This window comes from Nostoc foliaceum FACHB-393 (assembly GCF_014698505.1).
GTDB classification, from domain to species: domain Bacteria; phylum Cyanobacteriota; class Cyanobacteriia; order Cyanobacteriales; family Nostocaceae; genus Nostoc; species Nostoc foliaceum_A.
This window is the reverse complement of the sequence record NZ_JACJTD010000007.1, coordinates 96,773-120,793: the sequence shown is the minus strand read 5'-3', so window position 1 is coordinate 120,793 and position 24,021 is coordinate 96,773. Positions and strand designations below refer to the sequence as shown.

Below are 24,021 nucleotides of genomic sequence, written 5' to 3'. Positions count from 1 at the left end.
CCACAGTAGTGTCCAAGAGCTAGTGAGTTACTCTTCTAGAGTTGTTCGCCCTTGGCGTTCCCGTAGGGTAAACAAATGCCGTCGGTTAGGCCGATTTGCAAACGTTCACAGACGCGCAAAGCGTGGCTTAAGGTAGGGTAGCAGCTGGTATTGCTGAATATAACCCTAAGGATAAATCCAGGGAATGGAAAATAGAAATAGTTTCTTTTTCTTAACGACTTCAGTAGATTACTCTCAAATGAAGCTTCCTGAGTTAAAAACTCACTCAGGATTCAGAACTTTCAACTCAGAACTCTCTTTATTGAGAGTATTGCATCAAAAATCAACCATCCGTGGTTGATTTAATTGCTTAAACATGCAGCCGTTCTGGAATAATCCGCCGTAAAAACGCTCTTAAGAGCGCCAATAGCTATTTAACTTAGAACATCAGGTTTGCGATTTTTATCATCAGTAGCGCCTTTTGAGGGTTGCAGGGGCAACAAAGGTATAACAAACCTCCAGACCTATTGGTGCTGCCAATTTTTGAGGAAATTGAATGCCAAAACAAATTATCATCGCGGAGCAGCACCAAATTGCTGCTGTCTTTTCTGAAGATCAAATACAGGAACTCGTTGTTGCTACCGGTCATCACCAAATAGGTGATATCTACTTAGGAGTAGTAGAAAACGTATTACCTGGGATAGATGCGGCTTTTGTCAATATCGGAGACCCAGAGCGCAACGGTTTTATTCACGTTACCGACTTGGGACCATTAAAGCTAAAGCGTACCGCAGCGGCAATTACAGAACTATTAGCACCACAGCAGAAAGTTTTGGTGCAAGTAATGAAAGAGCCAACGGGGACAAAAGGGCCTAGGCTCACGGGTAATATCACGTTACCCGGGCGCTATGTAGTACTGATGCCCTATGGTAGGGGCGTAAATTTATCCCGACGGATTAAAAGTGAAAGTGAACGCAACCGCTTGCGAGCACTGGCAATTTTGGTCAAACCCGCGGGAATGGGTTTGCTCGTGCGTACAGAAGCCGAAGGTAAACCAGAAGAAGCGATTATGGAAGATTTGGAGGTGCTGCAAAAGCAATGGGAGGCGATCCAGCAGGAAGCGCATTCCACACGTGCGCCAGCACTGCTCAATCGGGACGATGACTTCATCCAGCGCGTATTGCGGGATATGTACGGCGCGGATGTAAATCGGATTGTCGTGGATTCCAGTACTGGTTTGAAGCGCGTGAAGCAGTACTTACAGAACTGGAGTGGAGGTCAAACACCGCAGGGATTGTTGATTGACCATCATCGCGATCGCTCCCCAATTTTAGAGTACTTCCGCATCAGTGCTGCCATCAGAGAAGCCCTCAAACCCAGAGTAGACCTACCTTCTGGAGGTTACATCATCATTGAGCCGACGGAGGCATTAACCGTAATTGATGTTAACTCAGGTTCCTTTACGCGATCGGCAACAGCTAGAGAAACAGTTTTGTGGACAAACTGCGAAGCTGCAACAGAAATTGCTCGCCAGTTGCGTCTGCGGAATATCGCTGGAGTGATCGTTGTTGATTTTATTGATATGGAATCGCGACGTGACCAACTGCAAGTTCTCGAACACTTTAATAAAGCACTTAAAGCAGACAAAGCTCGTCCCCAAATTGCCCAACTAACCGAACTGGGTTTAGTAGAACTGACCCGCAAACGTCAGGGTCAAAACATTTACGAATTGTTTGGTGAAACTTGTCCCACCTGTGGCGGTTTAGGACATACTGTGCGTCTGCCTGGAGAAATCGAAAACCGATTACCAATACCGGCAGAAACACCAGAGCGTGAACGTTTTGTATCCCTACCTCACCGAGAACCACGTCAGCCATCTGCCCGCGTCCCGGAACCACGAGAAACCTATGATGGGTTTGGGGAAGCATTTGACGGCGACTCGGAATTGAGTAACCTAAATCTGATCAATCATCCTAGTTATCAAGAACTTAATGATAATAAGCGTCGTACCCGCACTCGCCGCAGTCGAATTGGCATCAATGGGTTAAATGGGAAAGATGAAGCTCGGATTGTTCCCAATCCACTGGCTTTTGTCAACGAGCCAGACCTAGACCTTGATGTGGAACCAGAACTAGGAGTTGCACCAGAGATTCCCTCACCCACCCTTGGTAAACCAGGTTGGAGTGAAAGAGTAGAGCGCACTGTAGAGCGCACTAAAATTACTAAGGCAGAGCCAGTCAAACCAGTGGTAGAACCGCCGGAGATTAGAACTGTAGAAATGAGCCTCCAAGAACAGGACATGTTTGCCTTGATGGGAATCTCTCCATTGGTGAAGTTAGAGCAAGAGGTTAAAAATACCAAGTCTGTGATTATTAACGTGATTCAGCCTGGTCAGCTGCCAACGAACCCAACTGAATCAACCTCAGAATCAAGTATTGCCCAAAAAGTAACACCTGAAGTAATTACAACCAAGTTACCAATACCAAAAGTTATTGAGCCAGAACAAAAATCTTTGATAGAAGAGACAACTGAACCAGTAGAGTTGACTGCAAACCCTTCGGGACACTTGTCTACGACCCCTCCCGCGGTAAACGCGATCGCAGACGAAAGTGATGCAAACAGTGCCGCCACTGCCAGCCGCCGTCGCCGCCGTCGTTCCTCAGCGATCGAGGATAATTAATTTGCTTTATGGTAGAAACGTCGCCAACACCCTTGGAACAATCCAATTGGCTGGAGTTTTCTACCTTGTCAGGGATTCCAGGATTGGTTGCAGGTGTGGATGAAGTAGGGCGAGGTGCTCTATTTGGCCCTGTGGTAGCGGCGGCAGTGATCCTACCAAATCATGCCTTGCCAATACTGATGGCAGCTAAAATTAAAGACAGTAAAAAGTTGTCTAGTTTTCGTAGAACTCAGCTAGCACAGCAAATTTGTGGACTGGCTATAGACTGGAAAATTGGGTTTGCTTCTACTGCCGAAATTGACAAGATAAATATTTTGCAAGCGACACTGTTAGCTATGAAGCGGGCTGTGCTGAAGTTAAAAGTACAGCCTGCACTCTGCTTGGTTGATGGGAATCAGTCAATCAAAGACTTGCTACTGCCACAACAAACAATAGTTAAGGGGGACGAGCGATCACTGGTTATTGCCTCTGCTAGTATTGTCGCTAAGGTCTGGCGTGACGATCTGGTAATGCGTCTAGCATTAAAATACCCTATGTACAACCTGGAGCGTAACAAGGGTTATGGTAGCCAGCGGCATTTGCTGGCTTTGCAACAATACGGACCCTCACCCCTACATCGTCTGTCTTTTCGTCCTTGCCAAATCAAATTACTGAGTGTTGAGTGATTACAAAATTACTCAGCATTCAGGATTGGTAATTCAGCACTGTCACCGTCAAGTCCTCTATTATCTTTGGTTTGTGATATCACCCAGTAGCGATAATCCGCCAAAAGTTGATTTAATAATCGTTGCTTGACCGATAACAGCACGCTTTTGAGCAAAGCATTGCCAGTAGCTTCTAAAATCGGCTTAGGAGTGAAGGAAAATGGTGGTGGTAAATCCACCAACACTTCTAAATCAGCCTTTCCTTGGAGGTGAGTGCCAGTGCTTAATTCTTTGGGAGATAAATGCCCTTTTAAATTGAGAGTAAAGCGCTGGTTAATATACTCGAAACCCAAGATTTCACAGCCTAGCGATCGCAAATAAATTATTCCATTTGATTCTGCCCAAACTCTCATGTCTACGGTAGGTTGAATACTCAGTGACATAAAAGTTAGCGGACGCATTTTCAAGCGAAATACTTCCTCAGAAAGTTGCTGAATCCGGCTATTGTCAACCAACGCCTTAACTAGACGTTGAGGCTGACGTAAGTAGTGCTGAATGGGAATAGGCTGCTCTGGAACAGCGATTTCAACCGATTGGAAGGCAGTAAACCGGGTAGCCATGAGCGGATAAAAATATCTGTTTCTTAATTTTAATATTTTTTAACAACTTAGTTCTGATTATTAGAAAAGTACAAAATTTATTGACTATAAAAATGATTGTTGCTTATCAGCTATACATGATTAGCAAAAAGTTGGTACGCTCATTACTATCTTTAGTTCAAGAAATATAGATAATGATTTACCTATTGACATAAAAATGATAATATGCATCTATCTATGGACGGAAACCAATATAATTGCTCTTAAATCTTCAGAGGAATTTAGCAATAAAACTACCAGGAAATCTATCTGGTAGAAGTGCTGTTTTTCATAATTTGTTTTCCTGGATACATATTTCGGTCTATTCGTTTAGTGCGTAAATTTTAGAGATAACAGTATCTAGTAAGAGTAGATTTGGATATATTTGCCAAGACCAAAATATCATAATCTCTGTTTAACGATTAAACTCGCAACTCAAGGCTAAAGGTATGACTTTATCGATCGCACATTTAGGGCCTCCTGGCACTTACGCAGAACAAGCAACTTTTTTTTATGTCAACTGGTTAAGCAAAAGTACAGGAATTGAAGCTATATTATGCCCTTATACCAGCATTTCTCAATCACTGCACGCCGTCGCTGATGGTCAAGCCCAGTTAGCTGTTGTGCCAGTGGAAAATTCTATTGAAGGGAGTGTGACTACAACACTGGATACACTCTGGCAGTTAGACAGTTTGCGAATTCAGTTGGCTTTGGTATTACCCATTGCCCATATGTTAATTTCTTGTGCGTCTAGCTTAGATAGAATTAAAACTGTTTACTCTCACCCGCAAGCTTTGGCACAATGTCAAGGATGGTTAGAGCGGTTTCTCCCGACTGTACAGATTATTCCGAGTAATTCTACAACCGAAGCACTACAGCGATTGGAGCAAGAGACAACAACAGCAGCGATCGCTTCTAGTAGAGCAGCTCAACTCTACAAATTGCCGATACTTGCCAGTGGCATCAACGACTATCCAGAAAACTTTACTCGTTTTTGGGTAGTAAGTCAGGGTGAAGCAGACGATGGATACCAGACATTAAAAGCGTCTGCCAGCCACACATCGCTAGCTTTTAGTATGCCTACCAATACACCAGGAGCATTGGTAAAGCCTTTGCAAATATTTGCTCAGTTAGGAATCAACCTTAGCCGGATTGAATCTCGTCCGACAAAGCGATCGCTAGGCGAATACTTGTTTTTTATGGATTTAGAAGCTGATGCTAAGGAAGCACAAATGCAATCTGCTTTAGCAGAATTAACTATCCACACAGAAGTTTTAAAAATTCTTGGCGCTTACAATGTTTTGCCAATCAGCGCTGTTACTTGAGAAGTTAGGAGTTATCAGTTATCAGTTAGGGACTATAAATTATAAGTTGTCAATCTTTTATTTTTTGTTATTTCTTCCTAACTCCTAACTCCTCACTCCTAACTGATCACTTTTCATTAAACGTGTCTTTAAGAACAGCGCGAGCTGCCAAGTGATTTCGAGTAGAAGTTAAAATTTCTGCTTCCCGCTCTAGACGAGTTGCAGTATCTTGCATTTCTAACAATAACTGCTGCTCTGCTGCCACACCATAAAGGTTACTGGCTACCCAATAAGATAGCTCTGTTGGTAGGTCAGGCAAATCTTCTGGCAGTTCGATATTTTGTTCGGTTAATTTAGCTGATAGACGTACAACATCTCGCAGCAGTTGTTCTACCTCTGAAGACAAAGGTCGCAAATCTTTAGTCGGTGGTTGGTCTTCAATCCACTCTACTAAGCCAACACGGTATGGCTTTTCACGAACATACTCTAATACACGAAATCTTTGCTGCCCTAAAGTCAACATTTTGATTCGATCATCTGGCAGTCGCTGGTGATGAATGATTTCGGCACAGCAACCAGTGTTTGCAATTGTACCTTTAACGGGATCGAACATCAAAACACCGAACCTGCGATCGCTCTCCAAAATCGTGTTCATCATGATTCGGTAGCGAAATTCAAAGATGTGCAAAGGCAGTGGTCTAGTAGGAAATAGAACTACTTCGGGTAACGGGAACAGAGGTAGTTCGCGAACTGCAATTTTAGAAGATGATGTCATTGTTACCTTGGTATAAACTTAATCTTTAAAATTTCTTTTTCTCTGCTTTTCCCGTACTTTGTCTACATTCTATCATTTGTTTCCTAGCTAAATAAAAGCCCTGAGATATATTTCTTCAGGGCCATGTAAAAATTCATACTAATATCATTTGTTTTTTGTCATTTGCTAATGACTAATGACTACTTAGAGTTTGACTTCGATATCTACACCGGATGGTAGATCCAATTTCATCAGAGCATCAATAGTCTTAGAAGAGGGCTGGTAAATGTCAATAATTCGGCGATGAGTACGTGTTTCAAAGTGTTCCCGTGAGTCTTTATCTACGTGAGGCGATCGCAGCACACAATAGATCCGGCGTTTTGTTGGTAAAGGAATTGGGCCTATGGCTGTAGCGTTGGTGCGGTTAGCTGTGTCTACAATCTTCTCGCAAGATGTATCTAATAAGCGTCGATCAAAAGCTTGTAAGCGAATTCTAATTTTCTGCTGCTGTAGAGTTGCCATCTTTAATTTTCCAGGTTCTGCGTAATTAGGGGAGTATTTACTGGTTTAAGGTTACAAGTTATAGGTCACAGAAAACTATCACCTGTCCCCTGTAACCTATTACCTTATTTATAGAGGGAAGAGAAAGGAGCAGAGAGGCACAATAAATACCATCTCTGCTCCTTCGTTATGAGCAAAAAGGTGCTACTTGATAATTTTGGAGACGACACCAGCACCTATGGTGCGACCACCTTCGCGGATAGCGAAGCGCATTCCTTGTTCAATAGCGATCGCGTTGATCAATTCTACTGTCATCTTGATGCGATCGCCTGGCATGACCATTTCTACTTCTTTGCCTTCATCGGAGGTGTAGGCTTTGATAGTACCAGTTACATCAGTTGTCCGCACGTAGAACTGGGGACGGTAGCCAGCAAAAAATGGAGTCTTACGACCACCTTCTTTTTCTGTTAGGACGTATACTTCACCTTCAAATTCCAGGTGGGGTTTAATTGAACCTGGTTTGGCAATTACCATACCCCGTTCAATATCAGCCTTCTGGATACCCCGGAGAAGTACGCCAGCGTTATCTCCAGCCATACCTTGGTCAAGACTCTTCTTGAACATTTCAATACCAGTTACGGTAGTGGCGCGAGTATCTCTGATACCCACTAGTTCAACGTTATCTCCAACTTTGACAACACCCCGTTCAATCCGGCCGGTGGCGACAGTACCACGACCTGTGATTGAGAACACGTCTTCTACAGCCATCAGGAAGGGCTTATCAACATCCCGCTCAGGGGTGGGGATGAAAGAATCCACAGCGTCCATCAATTCATAGATTTTGTCTACCCAAGGATTTTCACCGCGTTGGGTCTTGGGATTCTTGGTCATTGCTTCAAGAGCTTGCAGACCAGATCCTTTGATGATGGGGATATCATCACCAGGGAAATCGTAGCTGGAAAGCAGTTCTCTAAGTTCTAGTTCGACTAGTTCCAAGAGTTCTGGGTCATCCATCAAGTCTTCTTTATTCAAGAATACAACCAGACTGGGAACGCCCACCTGTTTTGCCAACAGGATATGTTCGCGGGTTTGGGGCATAGGACCATCAGTAGCAGCAACTACGAGGATGCCACCATCCATCTGAGCAGCGCCGGTGATCATGTTCTTCACATAGTCAGCGTGTCCAGGACAGTCTACGTGAGCATAGTGCCGATTTTCGGTTTCATACTCAACGTGGGCGGTATTGATGGTAATACCCCGTGCCTTTTCTTCTGGCGCGTTATCGATTTGATCGTAGCCCTTAGCTACAGCTTGACCCATAGCTGCCAAGGTCATAGTGATGGCTGCTGTTAACGTGGTTTTACCGTGGTCAACGTGGCCAATAGTACCGATATTGATGTGGGGTTTATTTCTTTCAAACTTTGCGCGTGCCATGAATGCTCATTTCCTTATTTTAACTAAGCGTTCCCTTTGCTTTTTGCAATGATAGTTTCAGCTACGCTGCGAGGCACCTCTTCGTAGTGGCTGAACTCCATCGTGAAGATACCCCGACCTTGGGTCTTCGACCGGATATCAGTTGCGTAGCCAAACATGGTCGCTAATGGAACTTTGGATGCGACCTTAGCGAGTCCCTGTTCGGTGCTTTGGCTTTCAATCTGCCCTCGGCGGGCGATGAGGTCGCCAATGACGTTCCCGATATAGTCTTCAGGAACTTCAACCTCAACTTTCATCATAGGCTCTAAGAGGACGGGTGAAGCTTTCAGCACAGCCTCTTTCATCGCCATTGAGCCAGCGATTTTAAAAGCCATTTCCGAAGAGTCTACATCGTGGTATGACCCATCAATTAGCGTCGCTTTAACGTCAATCAACGGATATCCAGCTAGAACACCGGATTCGCAGCTTTCTTTCATTCCTTGTTCTGCGGGACCAACGTACTCTTTAGGTACTGAACCCCCAGCAATTTTGGAGACGAATTCAAAGCCAGTACCAGGGTCTCCTGGCTCCAAATTGATCACAACGTGACCGTATTGGCCTTTACCACCACTTTGGCGAATGAATTTGCCCTCAACTTTGTTCACAGCTTTCCGAATTGTTTCTCGGTAAGCTACTTGTGGCGCACCTACATTCGCTTCCACCTTGAATTCTCGTAACATCCGGTCTACTAGAATTTCTAGGTGTAGCTCTCCCATTCCCGCGATTACGGTCTGGTTTGTTTCCGGATCGACGCGGACTCGGAAGGTGGGGTCTTCTTCTGAGAGAGATTGCAGAGCCTTGGACAGTTTGTCCATGTCGTTCTTGGTTTTGGGTTCAACCGCCACCGAGATCACAGGCTCAGGAATGAATAGGGATTCCAGAATTACTGGCGATCCATCATCACAGAGGGTGTCACCTGTCAAGGTGTCTTTCAATCCCAGAGCTGCTCCTAAATCACCCGCTCGCAGTTCATCGACGTCTTGTCGATCATCTGCCTTCATGAGAACTAAGCGGGAAATCCGTTCTTTTTTATTCTTACTAGCGTTGAGAACGTAGCTGCCCTTTTTCAGGACACCAGAATAAACGCGAACAAATGTAAGGCGACCGTAAGGGTCAGCCATAATTTTGAATGCCAGAGCTGCTAGGGGTTCGTTGTCATCAGCCCGCCGCTCAACAGTATCGCCATTCGGCAGTAAGCCTTGAATTGGCGGTACTTCACTTGGCGCTGGCAGGTAATCTACAACGGCATCCAGCATCAACTGCACGCCTTTGTTTTTAAATGCTGAACCGCAAAGTACTGGTACAATCGTCCCCGCAATTGTGCCTTTACGCAGGGCAGTCCTAACTTCCTGTTCTGTAAGTTCTTCGCCCTCGAAGTACTTAGTCATCAGAGCATCATCGGTTTCTGCTGCGGCTTCTATTAGCTTGGTGCGGAATTCGTCTACCTGCGCTTGCAATTCTTCCGGAATATCGGTTTCCTGGATATCGGTTCCTTGGTCATTGGCGTAAATATACGCACGCTGCCGTACTAGGTCAACGATACCTCGGAAGTCATTTTCACTACCAATTGGCAGTTGAATGGCGATCGCATTCGCCCGCAGGCGATCGCGGATTTGGTCGTGAACTTTATAAAAGTTCGCTCCGGTGCGATCCATCTTGTTTATGAAGGCTATCCGAGGAACTTTGTAGCGTTCTGCTTGACGCCACACTGTCTCAGACTGCGGTTGCACGCCACCCACAGAACAAAAGACTGCGATTACACCATCCAACACGCGCATGGAACGCTCAACTTCAATTGTGAAGTCTACGTGACCCGGAGTATCGATAATGTTAATTTGATGATCTTTCCAACTGGTACTGATAGCAGCGGCAGTAATGGTGATTCCCCGCTCCCGCTCCTGCTCCATCCAGTCTGTGACGGCAGTTCCTTCATGAACTTCGCCAATTTTATGAATTATCCCAGAGTAAAATAATATTCTCTCTGTTGTTGTTGTTTTGCCCGCATCTATATGCGCCGCAATACCAATGTTGCGTACTTTCTCTAGCGGGATCGTGCGTGCCACAGCTACCTCCTATAGTTTTTGCCTCATGATATCTTGTATATTACTCTTTGTTAAGATTCTATACTTTTACGGAAAACCGTCTTTTTTGTAAATCCACGATATACCGCTTCGGCAAGGCGATATATCGCTTTTCTACATCGTTTTAGTAACGATAGTGTGCAAATGCTTTGTTAGCTTCCGCCATTCGGTGCGTTTCTTCGCGTTTACGAATGGCATTACCAGTTTCGTTAGCAGCATCCATTAACTCATTTGCCAATTTGCTTGCCATTGTCCGGCCTGGTCTAGACCGGGAATATTGCACTAACCAACGCAGTGCTAGGGTCGTGCCCCGTTCTGAACGCACTTCCATTGGTACTTGGTAGGTTGCTCCGCCTACTCGCCGAGCTTTTACTTCTACTAAAGGCGTGGCATTTCGCACTGCTCTTTCAAAGGTTTCCAAAGCACCGCTACCAGTGCGTTCTTCAATAGTTTTTAATGCATCATAAACAATCCGTGCGGCAAGTGATTTCTTGCCATGACGCATGATCCGTCTGATAATCATGCTCACAAGGCGACTGTTATATACGGAGTCAGACGGAACTGGGCGCCTTTGAATAACACCACGACGAGACATACTTCACCTTTAATTCGGAATTGGCAACGAAATTATATGCTATCAGACACCGGAAACTAAAAGCTGTGGAACCCAACCCTCAGACTTTCTCAATTTTGTTTTCGACTGTTGCAGCAAGGCTGACTTAATTGACTGCCAATTTTGGATTAGAGTTTTTGGTAGATGTTCCGACCACAAGGATTGGAAAAAATCAAAAGTCTGTAAGCCTCATCCCCTTGTGGGTTCGACCAATCCAAAATTGCAAATCTAAAATCTAAAATTCATTGACTTGCTACCTGCAATTAAATACTCAAGGCGACAAGATTCTAAACTTTAATGTCCAGATTAGAATTATGCTGTGGGTTACAGCATTCTCCTCAGAACTTCTACACTTGCTCGCTTAGTGTAGGTGTAGCTTGATTTTTTTAAACAGACTTGAGCAGCTTTCATAACTGCTGTTAGAACACAGACCCTGATAGTTTTTGGTCCTTGGGCGCTTTCAGGTAGACGATTAATCGTGTTGGATGCGATTAATCGCCTAATCCTATTTTTTCGCTTCTTTAGGACGCTTGGTTCCATACTTGGAACGGCCTTGTTTGCGGTCTTTGACTCCGGCTGTATCTAGGGTGCCACGGATAATGTGGTATCTCACGCCTGGTAGATCCTTAACCCGACCACCACGAATCATCACAACTGAGTGTTCTTGTAAGTTGTGACCAATACCTGGAATGTAAGCTGTGACTTCAAATCCAGAGGTAAGTCTGACTCTTGCTACTTTGCGTAGAGCTGAGTTAGGCTTTTTTGGTGTGGTCGTGTATACTCTGGTACAAACTCCCCGACGTTGGGGGCATTGTTTCAGAGCCGGGGACTTGGTTTTCTGACGCGCTTGTTCGCGCTCGTTACGTATTAGCTGCTGTATTGTTGGCATGAGTTACAGCGCGTAAAGCTGCTTATATGTCTAAGTTTTAACAAATCCTGATTATATCGTTTTTTAGTGTTTTATGTCAATTGTAATTTTTCTTTTGTTATTAGCAAACGATCGCTAATTTAAGGACTATTGATTAGCTATGGAGAAGGAATTACCACAGCCACAGCTTGCTATTGCCTGGGGATTGTGGAAGCGAAAACCACCACCCATTAAATCTTCTGAATAATCGACCCCCAAACCATTGAGGTAATTTAAGCTTGTGGCATCTATAACTACTTGAATCTCATCCAAGTCGAAAACTTGGTCGTCAACTTTTATTGCTTCATCGAAGGACATATCATAAAAGAATCCAGAACAACCGCCTGGTTTGACTGCCAATCTAAACAAGACATTTGGCTGCTGCTTGGACTTAATTCGCCCAATTTCACTCGCGGCTGCTTGACTCAGATTAATCATGGAACTCGTTTTTTGCAATTGCAATTATTATTAAATACCCCATCTTCATTTTACAGACAGATGGTTTAACTCTCGCTCCTCGAAAATTCCAAATCACCCAAGCCATGAGCGCGATCGCTATTACTACATTTATAACACTAACATGCTTCAGTCCCCACCTTAACTAGGTAGGGACTTCTGGGGTGCAAGGGTTACCAAAGTCGGTTTGCACAAAAATGTATTTGGTTTTGCGATTAGAGCTTTAATGGCGTTTTTTTGGTTTTAATCCTTGGTACGGGCATAGTCATCTTGGTAGCGAATAATATCATCTTCACCCAAGTATTCGCCATTTTGCACTTCAATTAACACCAAAGGGATTACGCCAGGATTCTCTAAACGATGAGATGTACATTGAGGTACATAGGTTGACTCATTATTGCTCAGTAGTACTTCTTTCTCCCCACAAGTTACCCTAGCTGTACCAGAGACGACAATCCAATGTTCACTGCGGTGGTGGTGCATCTGTAGACTGAGGCGGTGTCCGGGCTTAACTTCAATGCGCTTGATTTTGTATCCGCGCCCTTCTTCCAAAACTGTAAAAGCACCCCAAGGGCGTAACTCAGTTGCAGCAACGCCTCTGGAAGTGATAGTTGAAGGTAGGTGTAGAGTGTCAGTCTGTGTAGTTTCTTGATATCGAGCCATAGTTACCTCATTTGAAGACATAACAAACCGTTGGTACTCTTAACTATTGATAAAAAATCTGGCGCTATCTTGCAACGTTGGAAATCAGCAATTTTATTGCACCTTGATAAACATAGCAAAATCAAACCTTATGGTGTAAATCATCACTACTAAAATTCTTGTATCTACACCAAGTCTTCATCAAGCAAAATGATAGCTTCTTCTAAACTTTAAAAAACATGGGGCATTGAGCATTGATGATTAAGAGACTTTTTTACTTCCTACTCTCTCATTATCGTGGTTTCAGGAAAATCCCAATTCCATTATGAACACGAGCAGCAGTACTAGGTGAACGGTCAAGTAGTTGTCCTCCTAAGTAAAGGCTGGTAGAACTACCACCGTCCAAATTTAAGGCATCCACACAGCCCATCTGTTGCATTAGTTGGGCATGTTCTGCCAAATTAGGGCCATATCCGCCGGCACGATTATGGACAGCAGTAATCATCAATGTGCCTGTTGCCGTTGTGCAAATACCGCTACGAATAGCCTTTTCGGCAATAAAGGCATTGCTGAATTTTTCACCTTTGGCATCAAGAACAATTTGACGGTTTTGGATTAATAGCGGCCCAGCTCCGATAATGTGGGGATAACGACTAAAATCAGTGGGAGCAGTGCTGCTGGAAATGCTTACTGCGGTGCCAATAGGTAACTGTGAGGCAGCAGTAACAGCGTTGGCGCGTAAGGTTAGTAGGTAGCCATCCTGGGGAATAGGAACCGCCGCCTCACCAACTTTTCCCCCTGGTAACTGTTGAGTAACTTGGTTTTTCTGTACCAATAGGATAATTTCATTATCCGTCAAGGGCGTGTAAGTTGCTCCCCAGGCTGGAGTGTAACGAGCAATGCCACTCTGGACGTAACCGCTGTTAAGAAACAGAATTGGTAGGCGCTGATTATTTGCCGTGATTAAAGTTTCTTCTAAGGTGAGACGACCGAAGTAAAATTGGCCAGAATCATTCCAAGCGATCGCGCCCCGGTTGAGAATGGGGCCTGATAACCACTGACCATCCCTACGAATTGCACCCAAGGGCAATCTGTTATTGCGGTTAAAATAACCACCGTTAATTCCAGCTACTGCTAAGTAACGTTGTGCTGTTTGAATTAAGGGAGCAGTACCCGCAAGCCCATCAGGACTAGCCCACATGGGTTTCAACGTTAGCCCAAATTTACGGGGATTAACTTCTAACCAGACAACCGGGAAGCGTTCTGTGCCTAAGTTTACATAATTCTGTCGCCAGCGCAATCCTGGGGCCCAAGTAATATCTCGTTCTTCTAGGGTATCGGGTCGAATATCGATAATCAGGCGATTGGGGTTAGCGACACTACTAACTTGAGGTGATAGACCGAAGGGAACGCTCAGACTAATAATGGTTTGGTTTTTGACCACCTTTACTTGTTGAATCAGTGGTTCAGGGGCTGGCGGTATTGGTTGTGTTGGTGTATTTGGTAATAATTGTTTGAGCAGGTTTGGCAGCAATGTTGGTGCTGCTGCTGGTGGCTGCGGTGTATAGCGTTCTATCAAAACGGGATCGGCTATTCCATCCAGGGTAATTGTCCACTCTCGATTTGGTGGTGCAGTGGATTTGGGAGTTGGTGTGTCTGGATCAGAAGGTGGAGTTTGAATTTTTTTAATAATTGATCCTTGTGTAACTTGCCAGGGAGTTGGACGGTCTAAATCGACAAGAATCCGAGTTTGTTGCAAAGGGGCACTTGCCTCTGGACGTTCCTGGCTCTGAATAATATTTGTAATTTGTGCTTTTGGGGTAGTAATTACCAAGCTATTGCCATTGGTTTGGATCTGCCATCCAGATGTTTGAGCAAAATTACTAATATCCAGATAGCGATATGCTCCTAGTAGCCTGGTGGTTAGAACCAGTGGCTTTGTTACCGATGAAAACCACTGTATTGGTTGCTTCGCTGAATTACTACTGTTTAAGAAATTTACTCCAATTAATTGCCTAAATACCCCATCACTGAGATGAGTTGTCACTTGACCAGATTTTCCAGGTCGTTGCAACCAAGTTCCTGGTAAAGTACGACCATTGAGGGAAATTTGATTACCAGAGGATACTACACCTGTTAAAGGAGGTGCAGGTGACTGGGAGATCAGCCTTAGTATTGATTGGGAATTTTTTGGAGACTCCTGGGCGTTGGTAGCACAGGTAGTAGTTAAGCACAGTAATGTTAAAAGTATTGGTGACACAGTAGCCCGGAAAAATCTGCGATCGCCCTTGGCGTTGGCGGAGCCATCGCTAATCCCTGATTGGCAACAATTCGGCATTTTTACCATAATTTACTTAGTACTTTTGAAAACTATCACCCAAGGTATAAATTAACTAATTATTTGGAAATATAAAAATAACATGAGTTTATTTTTTAAAAAACATGGTATTCTATATATTGGCTAGTCATCTCTTTTAGGCATCAGCCAATTGATTTAGACGCTAAAGCCACTGCAATCAAGTGTTTTAACTAGCACTAATTCTAACCACACTATACACGGTAGTTTTGGTTATCAAAACTGGATTAAGATATTCAATCCTCACTGAACGTTACTTCAGTAAGGTCTAGTTAATAGTAATACATGCGGCTACTATAAGCAGCAAAACTCTAGGCAGCAAAGATATTTGGGAATTGTCAAATGGGTATATATTGTAATACGCTGATTTTATTGCTGGATCAGGATGGCTTTGGCTTTAAAAGATAGTACAGCGTTCAGTTTTAGTTTTGTTTCAGGTGAGCCGAAATAGGCTCTATGAGTAGCTAGCGTGCATCTGGAAAAAGGGAATTGAGAAAATACTTAGCTTCACAATATAAAAAAGAAACTGTCAGGGCAAAAATGATGTCTTGGCGGAGGTAACTTGTCTAACACCGCATAAATACATAAAAATACGTAAACATTTTAACACGGGTCAACTAACAAAGTAAAACCGAAGTTAAAATTTTTTTTCCCTAAATTTCGGTGCTTGTATATTTTTCCATCGCGGAATTTAGAAATTTTTTCCATAACGTAGTGGCAAAATTGGTAACTCAATACTTCAGGAACAGGGTATGAATAATAAACCGATGAATCAAGACCAACAAATCACAGCGGATATAAACTCAAGAGATACCTATCAGGGGCAAAAGTGGTTAGTAGAGGAACGAGATGCCTGTGGTGTCGGTTTTATTGCTCATCGCCAGAATCATACCAGCCACGAAATTGTAGAAAAAGCCTTGGCTGCTTTAACATGCTTAGAACACCGGGGAGGTTGTAGCGCTGATCAAGACTCTGGTGATGGTGCTGGAGTATTGACAGCTATCCCTTGGGAGTTATTTCAACAAGACTTTGCCCAAAGGGGGAAGGAACTTCCATCCATCAATAATATAGCTGTTGGGATGATCTTTCTACCACAAGACCAACAAGCAGCACAAAAAGCTAGAGCGACAGTTGAGCAAGTAGCGACCGAAGAAAAATTGATTGTACTGGGTTGGCGAGTAGTGCCAGTGCAACCTGATTTGCTGGGTGTACAAGCAAGAGAAAATCAACCCCAGATCGAACAAGTTTTGTTAGCTTCTGTTGACAAAAGCGGCGATGAATTAGAACGGCAGTTGTACATTACCCGCCGCCGAATTAGTAAAGCAGCAACCAACATCTCAGAAGAATTTTATATCTGCTCATTGTCAAGCCGCACGATTGTCTACAAAGGCATGGTGCGTTCTGCTGTATTGGGCAGCTTTTATGAGGATTTAAAAAATCCAGCTTATAAAAGTGCCTTTGCTGTCTATCACCGCCGCTTTAGTACCAACACGATGCCAAAGTGGCCCCTAGCTCAACCAATGCGGCTTTTGGGGCACAACGGCGAAATCAATACCTTATTGGGTAACATCAACTGGATGATGGCACGAGAAGCTAGCCTGAATCATCCTGTATGGGGCGATCGCATCCAGGAACTCAAGCCATTAGTTCATATTGATAACAGCGACTCGGCTACCCTAGACAATGTAGTGGAATTGCTGGTGTCCTCTGGACGCAGCCCCTTGGAAGCTTTAATGATTATGGTTCCAGAGGCTTACCAAAATCAGCCTTCTTTACGTGACTCTCCAGAAATTGTTGATTTCTACGAATATTACAGCGGTCTACAAGAAGCATGGGACGGGCCAGCACTTTTAGTATTCAGCGATGGCAAAAAAGTTGGTGCAACACTAGATCGTAATGGCTTAAGACCAGCTCGCTACGTGATCACTAAAGATGATTACATTGTAGTAGCTTCCGAAGCTGGTGTAGTGGACTTTCCAGAAGCGAATATTGTCGAGAAAGGTAGACTCGGCCCAGGGCAAATGATTGCCGTGGATTTAGAAAATCATGAAGTGCTGAAGAATTGGGAGATTAAACAGCGGATTGCCAAGCAGCACCCTTATGGAGAATGGCTGCAACAGTACCGTCAAGAATTAAAGTCATTGGTGAGCCAACGCGGTCTTGGGGATCTCCCCCATGAGCGATTGGCGAACCCTGAAGGAATCGGTCATCCGTCATTAGCAAATGGTAATGGCAAAGGACAAATGACAAATGACCCTGGACAATTGACTATTGACAAGCAAACCTTACTTCAGCGTCAAACTGCCTTTGGCTACACCACAGAAGATGTGGAAATGGTGATTCATCCAATGGCGATCGCAGGTTCAGAGCCGACTTTCTGCATGGGGGATGATATTCCTTTAGCAGTGCTGTCAACAAAACCCCACCTGCTTTATGACTATTTCAAACAGCGCTTTGCTCAGGTGACAAACCCGGCAATTGATCCCCTGCGGGAAAAGCTAGTGATGTCTCTGAAAGTCGAACTGGGTGAACGAGGTAACTTATTAGAACCCAAGCCAGAATATGCTCGGAGATTAAAGCTCGAATCGCCAGTGTTGACGGATGCTGAATTAGAGGCAATTAAGCTGTCAGGATTTGCCACCGCTGAGTTGTCAACCCTATTTGCGATCGCTACCGGCCCTGAAGGATTAAAGACCGCAGTCCAATCTTTACAAGCACAAGCAGCTGAATCAGTCCGCGCAGGTGCAAAGATTTTAATCTTAAGCGATAAGGGAAATGACGGTATCAGCCCAGAAGATACATACATTCCTCCCCTGTTAGCAGTGGGTGCTGTACATCATCACCTGATTCGGGAAGGGCTGCGAATGAAAACATCCCTGATTGTCAATACTGCCCAATGCTGGAGTACTCATCACTTTGCTTGTCTCATTGGCTACGGTGCTGGTGCAGTTTGCCCGTATATGGCTTTAGATACGGTGCGTGATTGGTGGTCTGATCCCAAAACCCAAAAGTTAATGGGTGTGCAAAAAATTCCAACCCTCACCCTAGAACAAGCTTTAGGAAACTATCGCAAAGCAGTAGAGTCAGGTTTGTTAAAAATTCTCTCCAAGATGGGAATTTCTCTGCTCTCCAGCTATCAAGCAGCCCAAATCTTTGAAGCTATTGGCATCGGTGGAGATTTAATCGAATTAGGATTCCGTGGTACGACTTCCCGTATCGGTGGTTTGAGTATTAGCGAACTCGCTGATGAAGTGCTTTCCTTCCACTGCAAAGCTTTCCCAGAAGTAACTGCCAATAAGTTACAAAACCTGGGCTTTGTGCAGTACCGTCCTGGCGGCGAATACCACATGAATAGCCCAGAAATGGTTAAGGCGCTGCATAAGGCTTTAGATGGCAAAAACTACGACCACTACGAAGTTTACAAAAAGCATCTCCAAGGTAGGCCAGTAACAGCCTTGCGGGACTTGCTAGACTTCCAAGGCGATCGCACCCCAATTCCTATAGAAGAAGTGGAGTCGGTAACTGAAATTGTCAAGCGCTTCTGCACCGGCGGCATGTCTTTAGGCGCTTTGTCAAGAGAAGCCCATGAAACTTTAGCGATCGCCATGAACCGCATTGGCGGTAAATCTAACTCTGGAGAAGGCGGCGAAGACCCAGTACGCTATACAGTTCTAGATGATGTAGACGAGTCTGGTCACTCGCCAACCCTACCTCATTTAAAAGGATTGCGGAATGGTGATAAAGCCTATAGTGCCATTAAGCAAGTTGCATCGGGACGCTTTGGTGTCACGCCAGAGTACCTAGTCAACGCCAAACAAATTGAAATTAAAATTGCCCAAGGTGCCAAGCCTGGAGAAGGTGGACAGCTACCAGGGCCAAAGGTGAGCCAATACATTGCGATGTTAAGGCGCTCGAAGCCAGGTGTAACACTGATTTCGCCACCACCGCACCACGATATTTATTCCATTGAAGATCTAGCGCAACTGATTTTTGATCTGCACCAAATTAATCCCAAAGCCAAGGTATCGGTGAAACTAGTTGCAGAAGTTGGCATTGGCACGATCGCAGCTGGTGTAGCCAAAGCAAACGCTGATATTATCCAGGTTTCTGGACATGATGGTGGTACAGGTGCATCGCCACTAAGTTCGATTAAACACGCAGGTTCACCGTGGGAATTGGGTTTAAGTGAAGTGCATCGTGTCTTGATGGAAAATAGCCTGCGCGATCGCGTGATTTTGCGCGTAGACGGCGGACTCAAGAGTGGCTGGGATGTGGTAATAGGTGCATTGATGGGCGGTGAAGAATTCGGTTTCGGCTCCATCGCCATGATTGCTGAAGGCTGTATCATGGCGCGAGTTTGCCACATGAATACTTGCCCTGTGGGTGTTGCTACTCAGAAAGAAGAACTCCGCAAGCGGTTTACGGGAATGCCGGAACAGGTTGTTAACTTCTTTTACTTCATCGCCGAAGAAGTGCGTAGTTTGTTAGCACGACTTGGCTACCGTTCTTTGTCAGAAATCATTGGACGTGCAGATTTGTTGAAACTGCGCCCAGAGGCAAAACTCACCAAAACGCGATCCCTGAACCTGGATTGTTTGCTTAAGCTACCAGATACCAGAGACAATCGTAGCTGGTTGCTGCATGAAGAAGTCCACAGTAACGGCGTGGTTTTGGATGACAAATTGATTGTCGATCCCGACATTCAAGCTGCCATTCGCAACCAGTCTACTGTCACCAAGGCTTACCCTATTGTCAATACTGATAGAACAGTAGGCACAAGATTAGCGGGAGCGATCGCTTCTCAATATGGTGATAGCAGCTTTAAAGGACAAATTAATCTCAACTTCACAGGCAGTGTTGGGCAAAGCTTTGGTGCTTTCAACCTCCCTGGTATAATTCTGAACCTGGAAGGAGAGGCAAACGACTACGTAGGTAAAGGGATGCATGGTGGTGAAATAATCATCAAACCTCCAACCGATGCTACCTATAACGCATCACAAAACGTGATAGTTGGCAATACTTGCCTCTATGGTGCTACTGGTGGCATGTTATTTGCCAACGGACTAGCAGGAGAGCGTTTTGCTGTAAGAAACTCCAAAGGGATAGCAGTGATTGAAGGCGCTGGGGATCACTGCTGCGAATATATGACTGGTGGTGTGATTGTCGTCCTCGGCAAAGTAGGACGTAACGTAGCCGCTGGGATGACTGGTGGACTAGCGTACTTCTTGGATGAAGATGATTCATTTCGTGAATTAGTCAACCCGGAAATTGTCAAAATCCAGAGGGTGATTACAGAAGCAGGTGCAAAACAACTGCAAGAGTTAATCAAAACTCACGGGGAACGAACTGGTTCACTAAAGGCGAAGAAAATTCTCCAAGATTGGCAAGAATTTTTGCCTAAATTCTGGCAGTTAGTTCCGCCTTCTGAAGCTGATAGTGCAGAAGCTGATCCTGAAAAAGAAACAACTGAGTTAAGTTTAGTGGCTAGTCATTAGTCACTGTAACTGTTATCATACTTGGCCTTAAGCCATTCTCCCGGTGGAGAAGTTGCACAAACAGGTACTCTGCGAAAACTGCTTTGGATGCCCAAAGCAGTCACCTGAATTTACCCCTTAAAAAAAGTGTAGAGAGAAAAAAATATTCCCCCTTTTTTAGGGGGAATATTCATTAATTGATTCATAACTGGACTTTAGACTAAAGCAACAAAAATGTCTGAGCAATCAAATCCTGTGAAAGTGCAAGTAATAAAGTTGAGATCAGCACTGTCCTGAAATCTACCTAATTGAGTATAGAAGGCATTACCTAAATCCTGGTAGACTGCCATATAAATGTGTCCCAAAAGTAGGATTTGTCTATAAAAATGCTTATAGAAGATCAAGCTCCCGATCGCAAAACTTCTGAAGAAGAACGTTTCCAAGATGATTATTATTCATACTTTGAATCTTCTGAAAATGCTACCCGATACACACCATCGGTTTGGTATCTTGATGAGGCTTTTAAGCAACGTTCATTCTCTTTATTAGATTTAGGATGTGGCAATGGGGCCTTGAACAAATATCTACCTGAGCGATGTGATTACCTTGGGATAGATCACAGTGAAGCTGCGATTCAGTACTGTTCAAAGCTATACCCCAACAAGAAGTTTACTGCCAAAGATTTATCGGTAATACTGCCAGAATTGGCTTCAGAAAATCAAAAATTTGATGCTGTCGTGCTAGCCGGCTTACTATTTCATAATGTCGACAAGGAAACACTAGAAAAAAAGGACGATCAACAGCTTGTTCAATTCTGTTTGGACAAACTAATAAGCGACAAAGGATATCTGGTGCTTATTGTACCTTTTGCTTATGGTGATCATCCATCCCATAATCTTTATGTTCGGGCAGAATGGCTACAAAATTTGGTAGAAGAATTGCTGAAAGCTGTAAATGCAAAAATTGTTTACGAGAATATTTCTCTACAAATTGGCTTAGACAAAAAAGTTAGACAGCAGAAGAAAACTCCTGACTGGTTTGTTCCCGATAGCACTACTGACTATTCCAACAAGTACGCTGGAACATATATGGCAGCTTGGACAGTTATTGCATCTCCATTGCTGGGTTAAACCGTCATTCCAATAACCAAGATTATTCGTCAAGTTTTCAGTTAATTTGTTCTTTAGTTTCGCACCTAGAACTGTCTAAACTTCAGTCATAAATAAGCCATTATAAGTAAAAAATATAATTTTAGTTTTTAGTCAATTACTATTGACTAATTGCCCATAATTAATAATTACTTTTTGTTAGCAAGCAGCTTTTGGTCTGCATCTTCCATTTCTAAAAGTTCTGGAATAGTCACAAAGCGATAGCCTTGCTTTCTGAAGTTGTTAATAATTTCTGGTAAAGCTTGTACGGTTTTGGAACGATTACCACCACCATCATGCATTAGCACAATACCGCCAGGCTTTGAATCTTTAATCACGTTATCGATCAACTTTGGTACAGCTGGCAACTTATAGTCTATAGAGTCCGCTGACCACATGACCACGGCATATTTTTTACCTTTAGCGTAAGCAGCTAATCCATTGTGCAGGTTGCCACCTGGCGGTCGGAAGAGATTTGTTTTAGCACCTGTAATTTGATAAATCAGGTCTGTTGTGCGGTCAATTTCAAAAGCTGCTGCTTGTGGATTAAAGGAATGATACCAGTGATGCCAAGTATGGTTGGCAATGACGTGACCTTGAGAGACAATCTGCTTTCCTAACTCTGGATAATTTTTTAGGTTTTGCCCAACGACAAAAAATGTCCCTTTAATATTATTTGATTTTAGAATATCTAGCACTTGTGCTGTGGTCTGAGGCCAAGGCCCATCATCAAAGGTAAGAGCAATTACTTTCTCCGCCTTAGTGAGTTTTACCGCTTTAACTATTGCCCCTTGAAAACGTGATGGTAGAGCGTAGGATAGTCCTTTTGTTTGTGCTTCTTGCTGCCAACTTGTAAGCATCGTCGCCTTTAATTTCTCAATGCGCTGCTGAGTTCCTATGTTTGCACCTACATCCTTCACATTTATATTTTGTTGGCTCTGAGCCTCTGAAGGATTTGGCCTTAGAAGCATCATGAAAGCAAGGCTAAAAACACCACATAAGGCAAGCAGTGCAATTAATATTCCTTCTGGCCACAGAAACGACTTATTGTTTTCCACCTCATAGCTCCTTCAAAGATCGAACCATCAACCACGGTTATGACGGTACGTCATAGCACATTTTTTTAGATATCTTAGATACCAGCTGCTTTCTGCTAATCCTGACAATTGGAATTGGACTAATAGAAATTTGCAATCAAAAAACAGACTATACGGCTTTAACTGAAATCTAGATGCTCTAGATTTGGAAAAACGCTTATATAGTACTTGGTACTGTTGAATGTCAACCATTCATAAAAGGCAAGGTCTGCAATTCCATATTCTTACCGCTAGCTCTAAGAAGGAGCACAATCAGATAATTAATTACACCCCAAATCCCTTTTAATTACTGTCTTTAACTTCACAGCTAAGGGAGTATTATCCTTTCAAGTTTTATAGTTTTACAAATAAGATGTAGCTCAACTGTCGCGCCCGACAATTTGAACTTTTCGCTAGCTGAGGTTTTTATAGCAAGACTTTCTGACAGGAAAGTTGTATAATTTACAGCTTAGGAAATTATTTGGTTAGCATACAAAATTACTTAAAAGGGATGGTGTATCTTTCAAAAAAGAGTCTAATAAACTATTAGTTCTATTCTTGATAAGATATATCTTACTGCCTGCTACCATTGCTTCCTTTTTAAGAAAAAGTTAAATTTTTAACTGGCAAAATGTTGACTTGTATTTTCTATGAAATAAACAGACGAAAATTGATTCAATATAGTTTCTCATTGCCAAGGGGCATGTATTCGTTAATGTAGATACTTTTAACTCATTCAGCAAAAATAATTTTATCGGCAGTTCAACTCTATTTTTGATGCTGGTACTTAAGCTTCAATTGCTAGTAGCTTCTTCTTGGCTAATCTTCTTCTTGATAGTAAAGGAGATTGATATATTATTAATAGTACAATCTAATATATAATGTCACCGTATAATTACGTAAATCACTTACATTGTTTATAATCTAGTTGTTAAAATTGCGATTATGTAGTATACATCTATACTAAACACTATACTCTACCTTTATTGTGTATTGTGAAGGATTTTTTACTAATTACACTTGCTCAAGCTATATTTCTGTATTTAAAAATACATTAAGCAGCCTTGAAACAAACGTAATATTACTTAATAATATAGACCCAAGCTGGTTTCCAAGTAATTGCTGGATATGAGCCTTTTATGGGCAGATTTTTTGCTTGTACAACATATGAAAAAACATATTTTTATTCGTTCGCTAAAAGTAGATAAACTACTCTACTGGAATAATGGAATAAACATCTTAGTGTTCAGCGAAAATGAAGCATATATTTCAAGACATTAAGGAAATTTTTTTTG

16 protein-coding genes are annotated in these 24,021 nt (G+C 43.3%); 5 read left to right on the top strand and 11 right to left on the bottom strand.

Features of this window, described 5'->3' with window-relative positions; genetic code table 11:
* Window positions 1-535 precede the first annotated feature (535 nt).
* On the top strand, window positions 536-2,659 hold the full coding sequence (locus H6G92_RS08790; protein WP_190892877.1) for an Rne/Rng family ribonuclease: 2,124 nt from the start codon (window positions 536-538) through the stop codon (window positions 2,657-2,659).
* Between the two features lie 8 nt (window positions 2,660-2,667).
* A complete protein-coding gene (locus H6G92_RS08785) occupies window positions 2,668-3,324 on the top strand; it encodes a ribonuclease HII (protein WP_190892876.1) in 657 nt (218 codons plus the stop codon).
* An 8-nt stretch (window positions 3,325-3,332) separates the two neighbouring features.
* Here the strand turns inward: H6G92_RS08785 and H6G92_RS08780 are convergent, their stop codons facing one another.
* Window positions 3,333-3,923 carry a DUF1997 domain-containing protein gene (locus tag H6G92_RS08780; protein WP_190892875.1) on the bottom strand — a complete coding sequence of 197 codons (591 nt, stop codon included), beginning with the start codon at window positions 3,921-3,923 and terminating at the stop codon, window positions 3,333-3,335.
* A 467-nt stretch (window positions 3,924-4,390) separates the two neighbouring features.
* Between H6G92_RS08780 and pheA the strand changes: the two genes are divergently transcribed.
* Window positions 4,391-5,266 (top strand): prephenate dehydratase, encoded by an 876-nt coding sequence (gene pheA / locus H6G92_RS08775; RefSeq protein ID WP_190892873.1) that lies wholly within the window; start codon window positions 4,391-4,393, stop codon window positions 5,264-5,266.
* Window positions 5,267-5,372: 106 nt separating this feature from the next.
* Here pheA and H6G92_RS08770 read toward each other — a convergent pair whose 3' ends face one another.
* The 9 genes from H6G92_RS08770 to H6G92_RS08730 all read right to left on the bottom strand — a co-directional run bounded on the left by H6G92_RS08770 (window position 5,373) and on the right by H6G92_RS08730 (window position 15,019).
* Complete coding sequence (locus tag H6G92_RS08770) at window positions 5,373-6,020, bottom strand: LON peptidase substrate-binding domain-containing protein (RefSeq protein WP_190892871.1); 648 nt, start codon at window positions 6,018-6,020, stop codon at window positions 5,373-5,375.
* A gap of 183 nt (window positions 6,021-6,203) precedes the next feature.
* Window positions 6,204-6,521, bottom strand: coding sequence for a 30S ribosomal protein S10 (gene rpsJ, locus H6G92_RS08765; RefSeq protein WP_008232935.1), 318 nt, complete (start codon window positions 6,519-6,521; stop codon window positions 6,204-6,206).
* A gap of 183 nt (window positions 6,522-6,704) precedes the next feature.
* Window positions 6,705-7,934, bottom strand: coding sequence for an elongation factor Tu (tuf, locus tag H6G92_RS08760; protein ID WP_190892868.1), 1,230 nt, complete (start codon window positions 7,932-7,934; stop codon window positions 6,705-6,707).
* Between the two features lie 23 nt (window positions 7,935-7,957).
* The gene (fusA, locus tag H6G92_RS08755; RefSeq protein WP_190892866.1) at window positions 7,958-10,036 is read right to left on the bottom strand and encodes an elongation factor G; all 2,079 of its coding nucleotides are present in this window, start codon (window positions 10,034-10,036) and stop codon (window positions 7,958-7,960) included.
* Between the two features lie 142 nt (window positions 10,037-10,178).
* Complete coding sequence (gene rpsG / locus H6G92_RS08750; RefSeq protein ID WP_190892864.1) at window positions 10,179-10,649, bottom strand: 30S ribosomal protein S7; 471 nt, start codon at window positions 10,647-10,649, stop codon at window positions 10,179-10,181.
* Window positions 10,650-11,172: 523 nt separating this feature from the next.
* Complete coding sequence (gene rpsL / locus H6G92_RS08745; protein ID WP_012410236.1) at window positions 11,173-11,556, bottom strand: 30S ribosomal protein S12; 384 nt, start codon at window positions 11,554-11,556, stop codon at window positions 11,173-11,175.
* A 126-nt stretch (window positions 11,557-11,682) separates the two neighbouring features.
* Entirely contained in the window at window positions 11,683-12,012 is a 330-nt protein-coding gene (locus tag H6G92_RS08740; RefSeq protein ID WP_190892862.1) for a HesB/IscA family protein, read from the bottom strand.
* Window positions 12,013-12,273: 261 nt separating this feature from the next.
* Window positions 12,274-12,693 carry a cupin domain-containing protein gene (locus H6G92_RS08735; RefSeq protein WP_012410234.1) on the bottom strand — a complete coding sequence of 140 codons (420 nt, stop codon included), beginning with the start codon at window positions 12,691-12,693 and terminating at the stop codon, window positions 12,274-12,276.
* Between the two features lie 271 nt (window positions 12,694-12,964).
* Window positions 12,965-15,019 (bottom strand): phosphodiester glycosidase family protein, encoded by a 2,055-nt coding sequence (locus H6G92_RS08730; protein WP_390625390.1) that lies wholly within the window; start codon window positions 15,017-15,019, stop codon window positions 12,965-12,967.
* A gap of 761 nt (window positions 15,020-15,780) precedes the next feature.
* Here H6G92_RS08730 and gltB point away from each other — a divergent pair.
* On the top strand, window positions 15,781-20,523 hold the full coding sequence (gene gltB / locus H6G92_RS08725; RefSeq protein ID WP_190892860.1) for a glutamate synthase large subunit: 4,743 nt from the start codon (window positions 15,781-15,783) through the stop codon (window positions 20,521-20,523).
* Between the two features lie 365 nt (window positions 20,524-20,888).
* A complete protein-coding gene (locus tag H6G92_RS08720) occupies window positions 20,889-21,632 on the top strand; it encodes a class I SAM-dependent methyltransferase (protein WP_199344743.1) in 744 nt (247 codons plus the stop codon).
* A gap of 167 nt (window positions 21,633-21,799) precedes the next feature.
* On the opposite strand, the gene H6G92_RS08715 is transcribed toward H6G92_RS08720, so the two are convergent.
* Window positions 21,800-22,708 (bottom strand): polysaccharide deacetylase family protein, encoded by a 909-nt coding sequence (locus tag H6G92_RS08715; protein ID WP_190892858.1) that lies wholly within the window; start codon window positions 22,706-22,708, stop codon window positions 21,800-21,802.
* Window positions 22,709-24,021 lie beyond the last annotated feature (1,313 nt).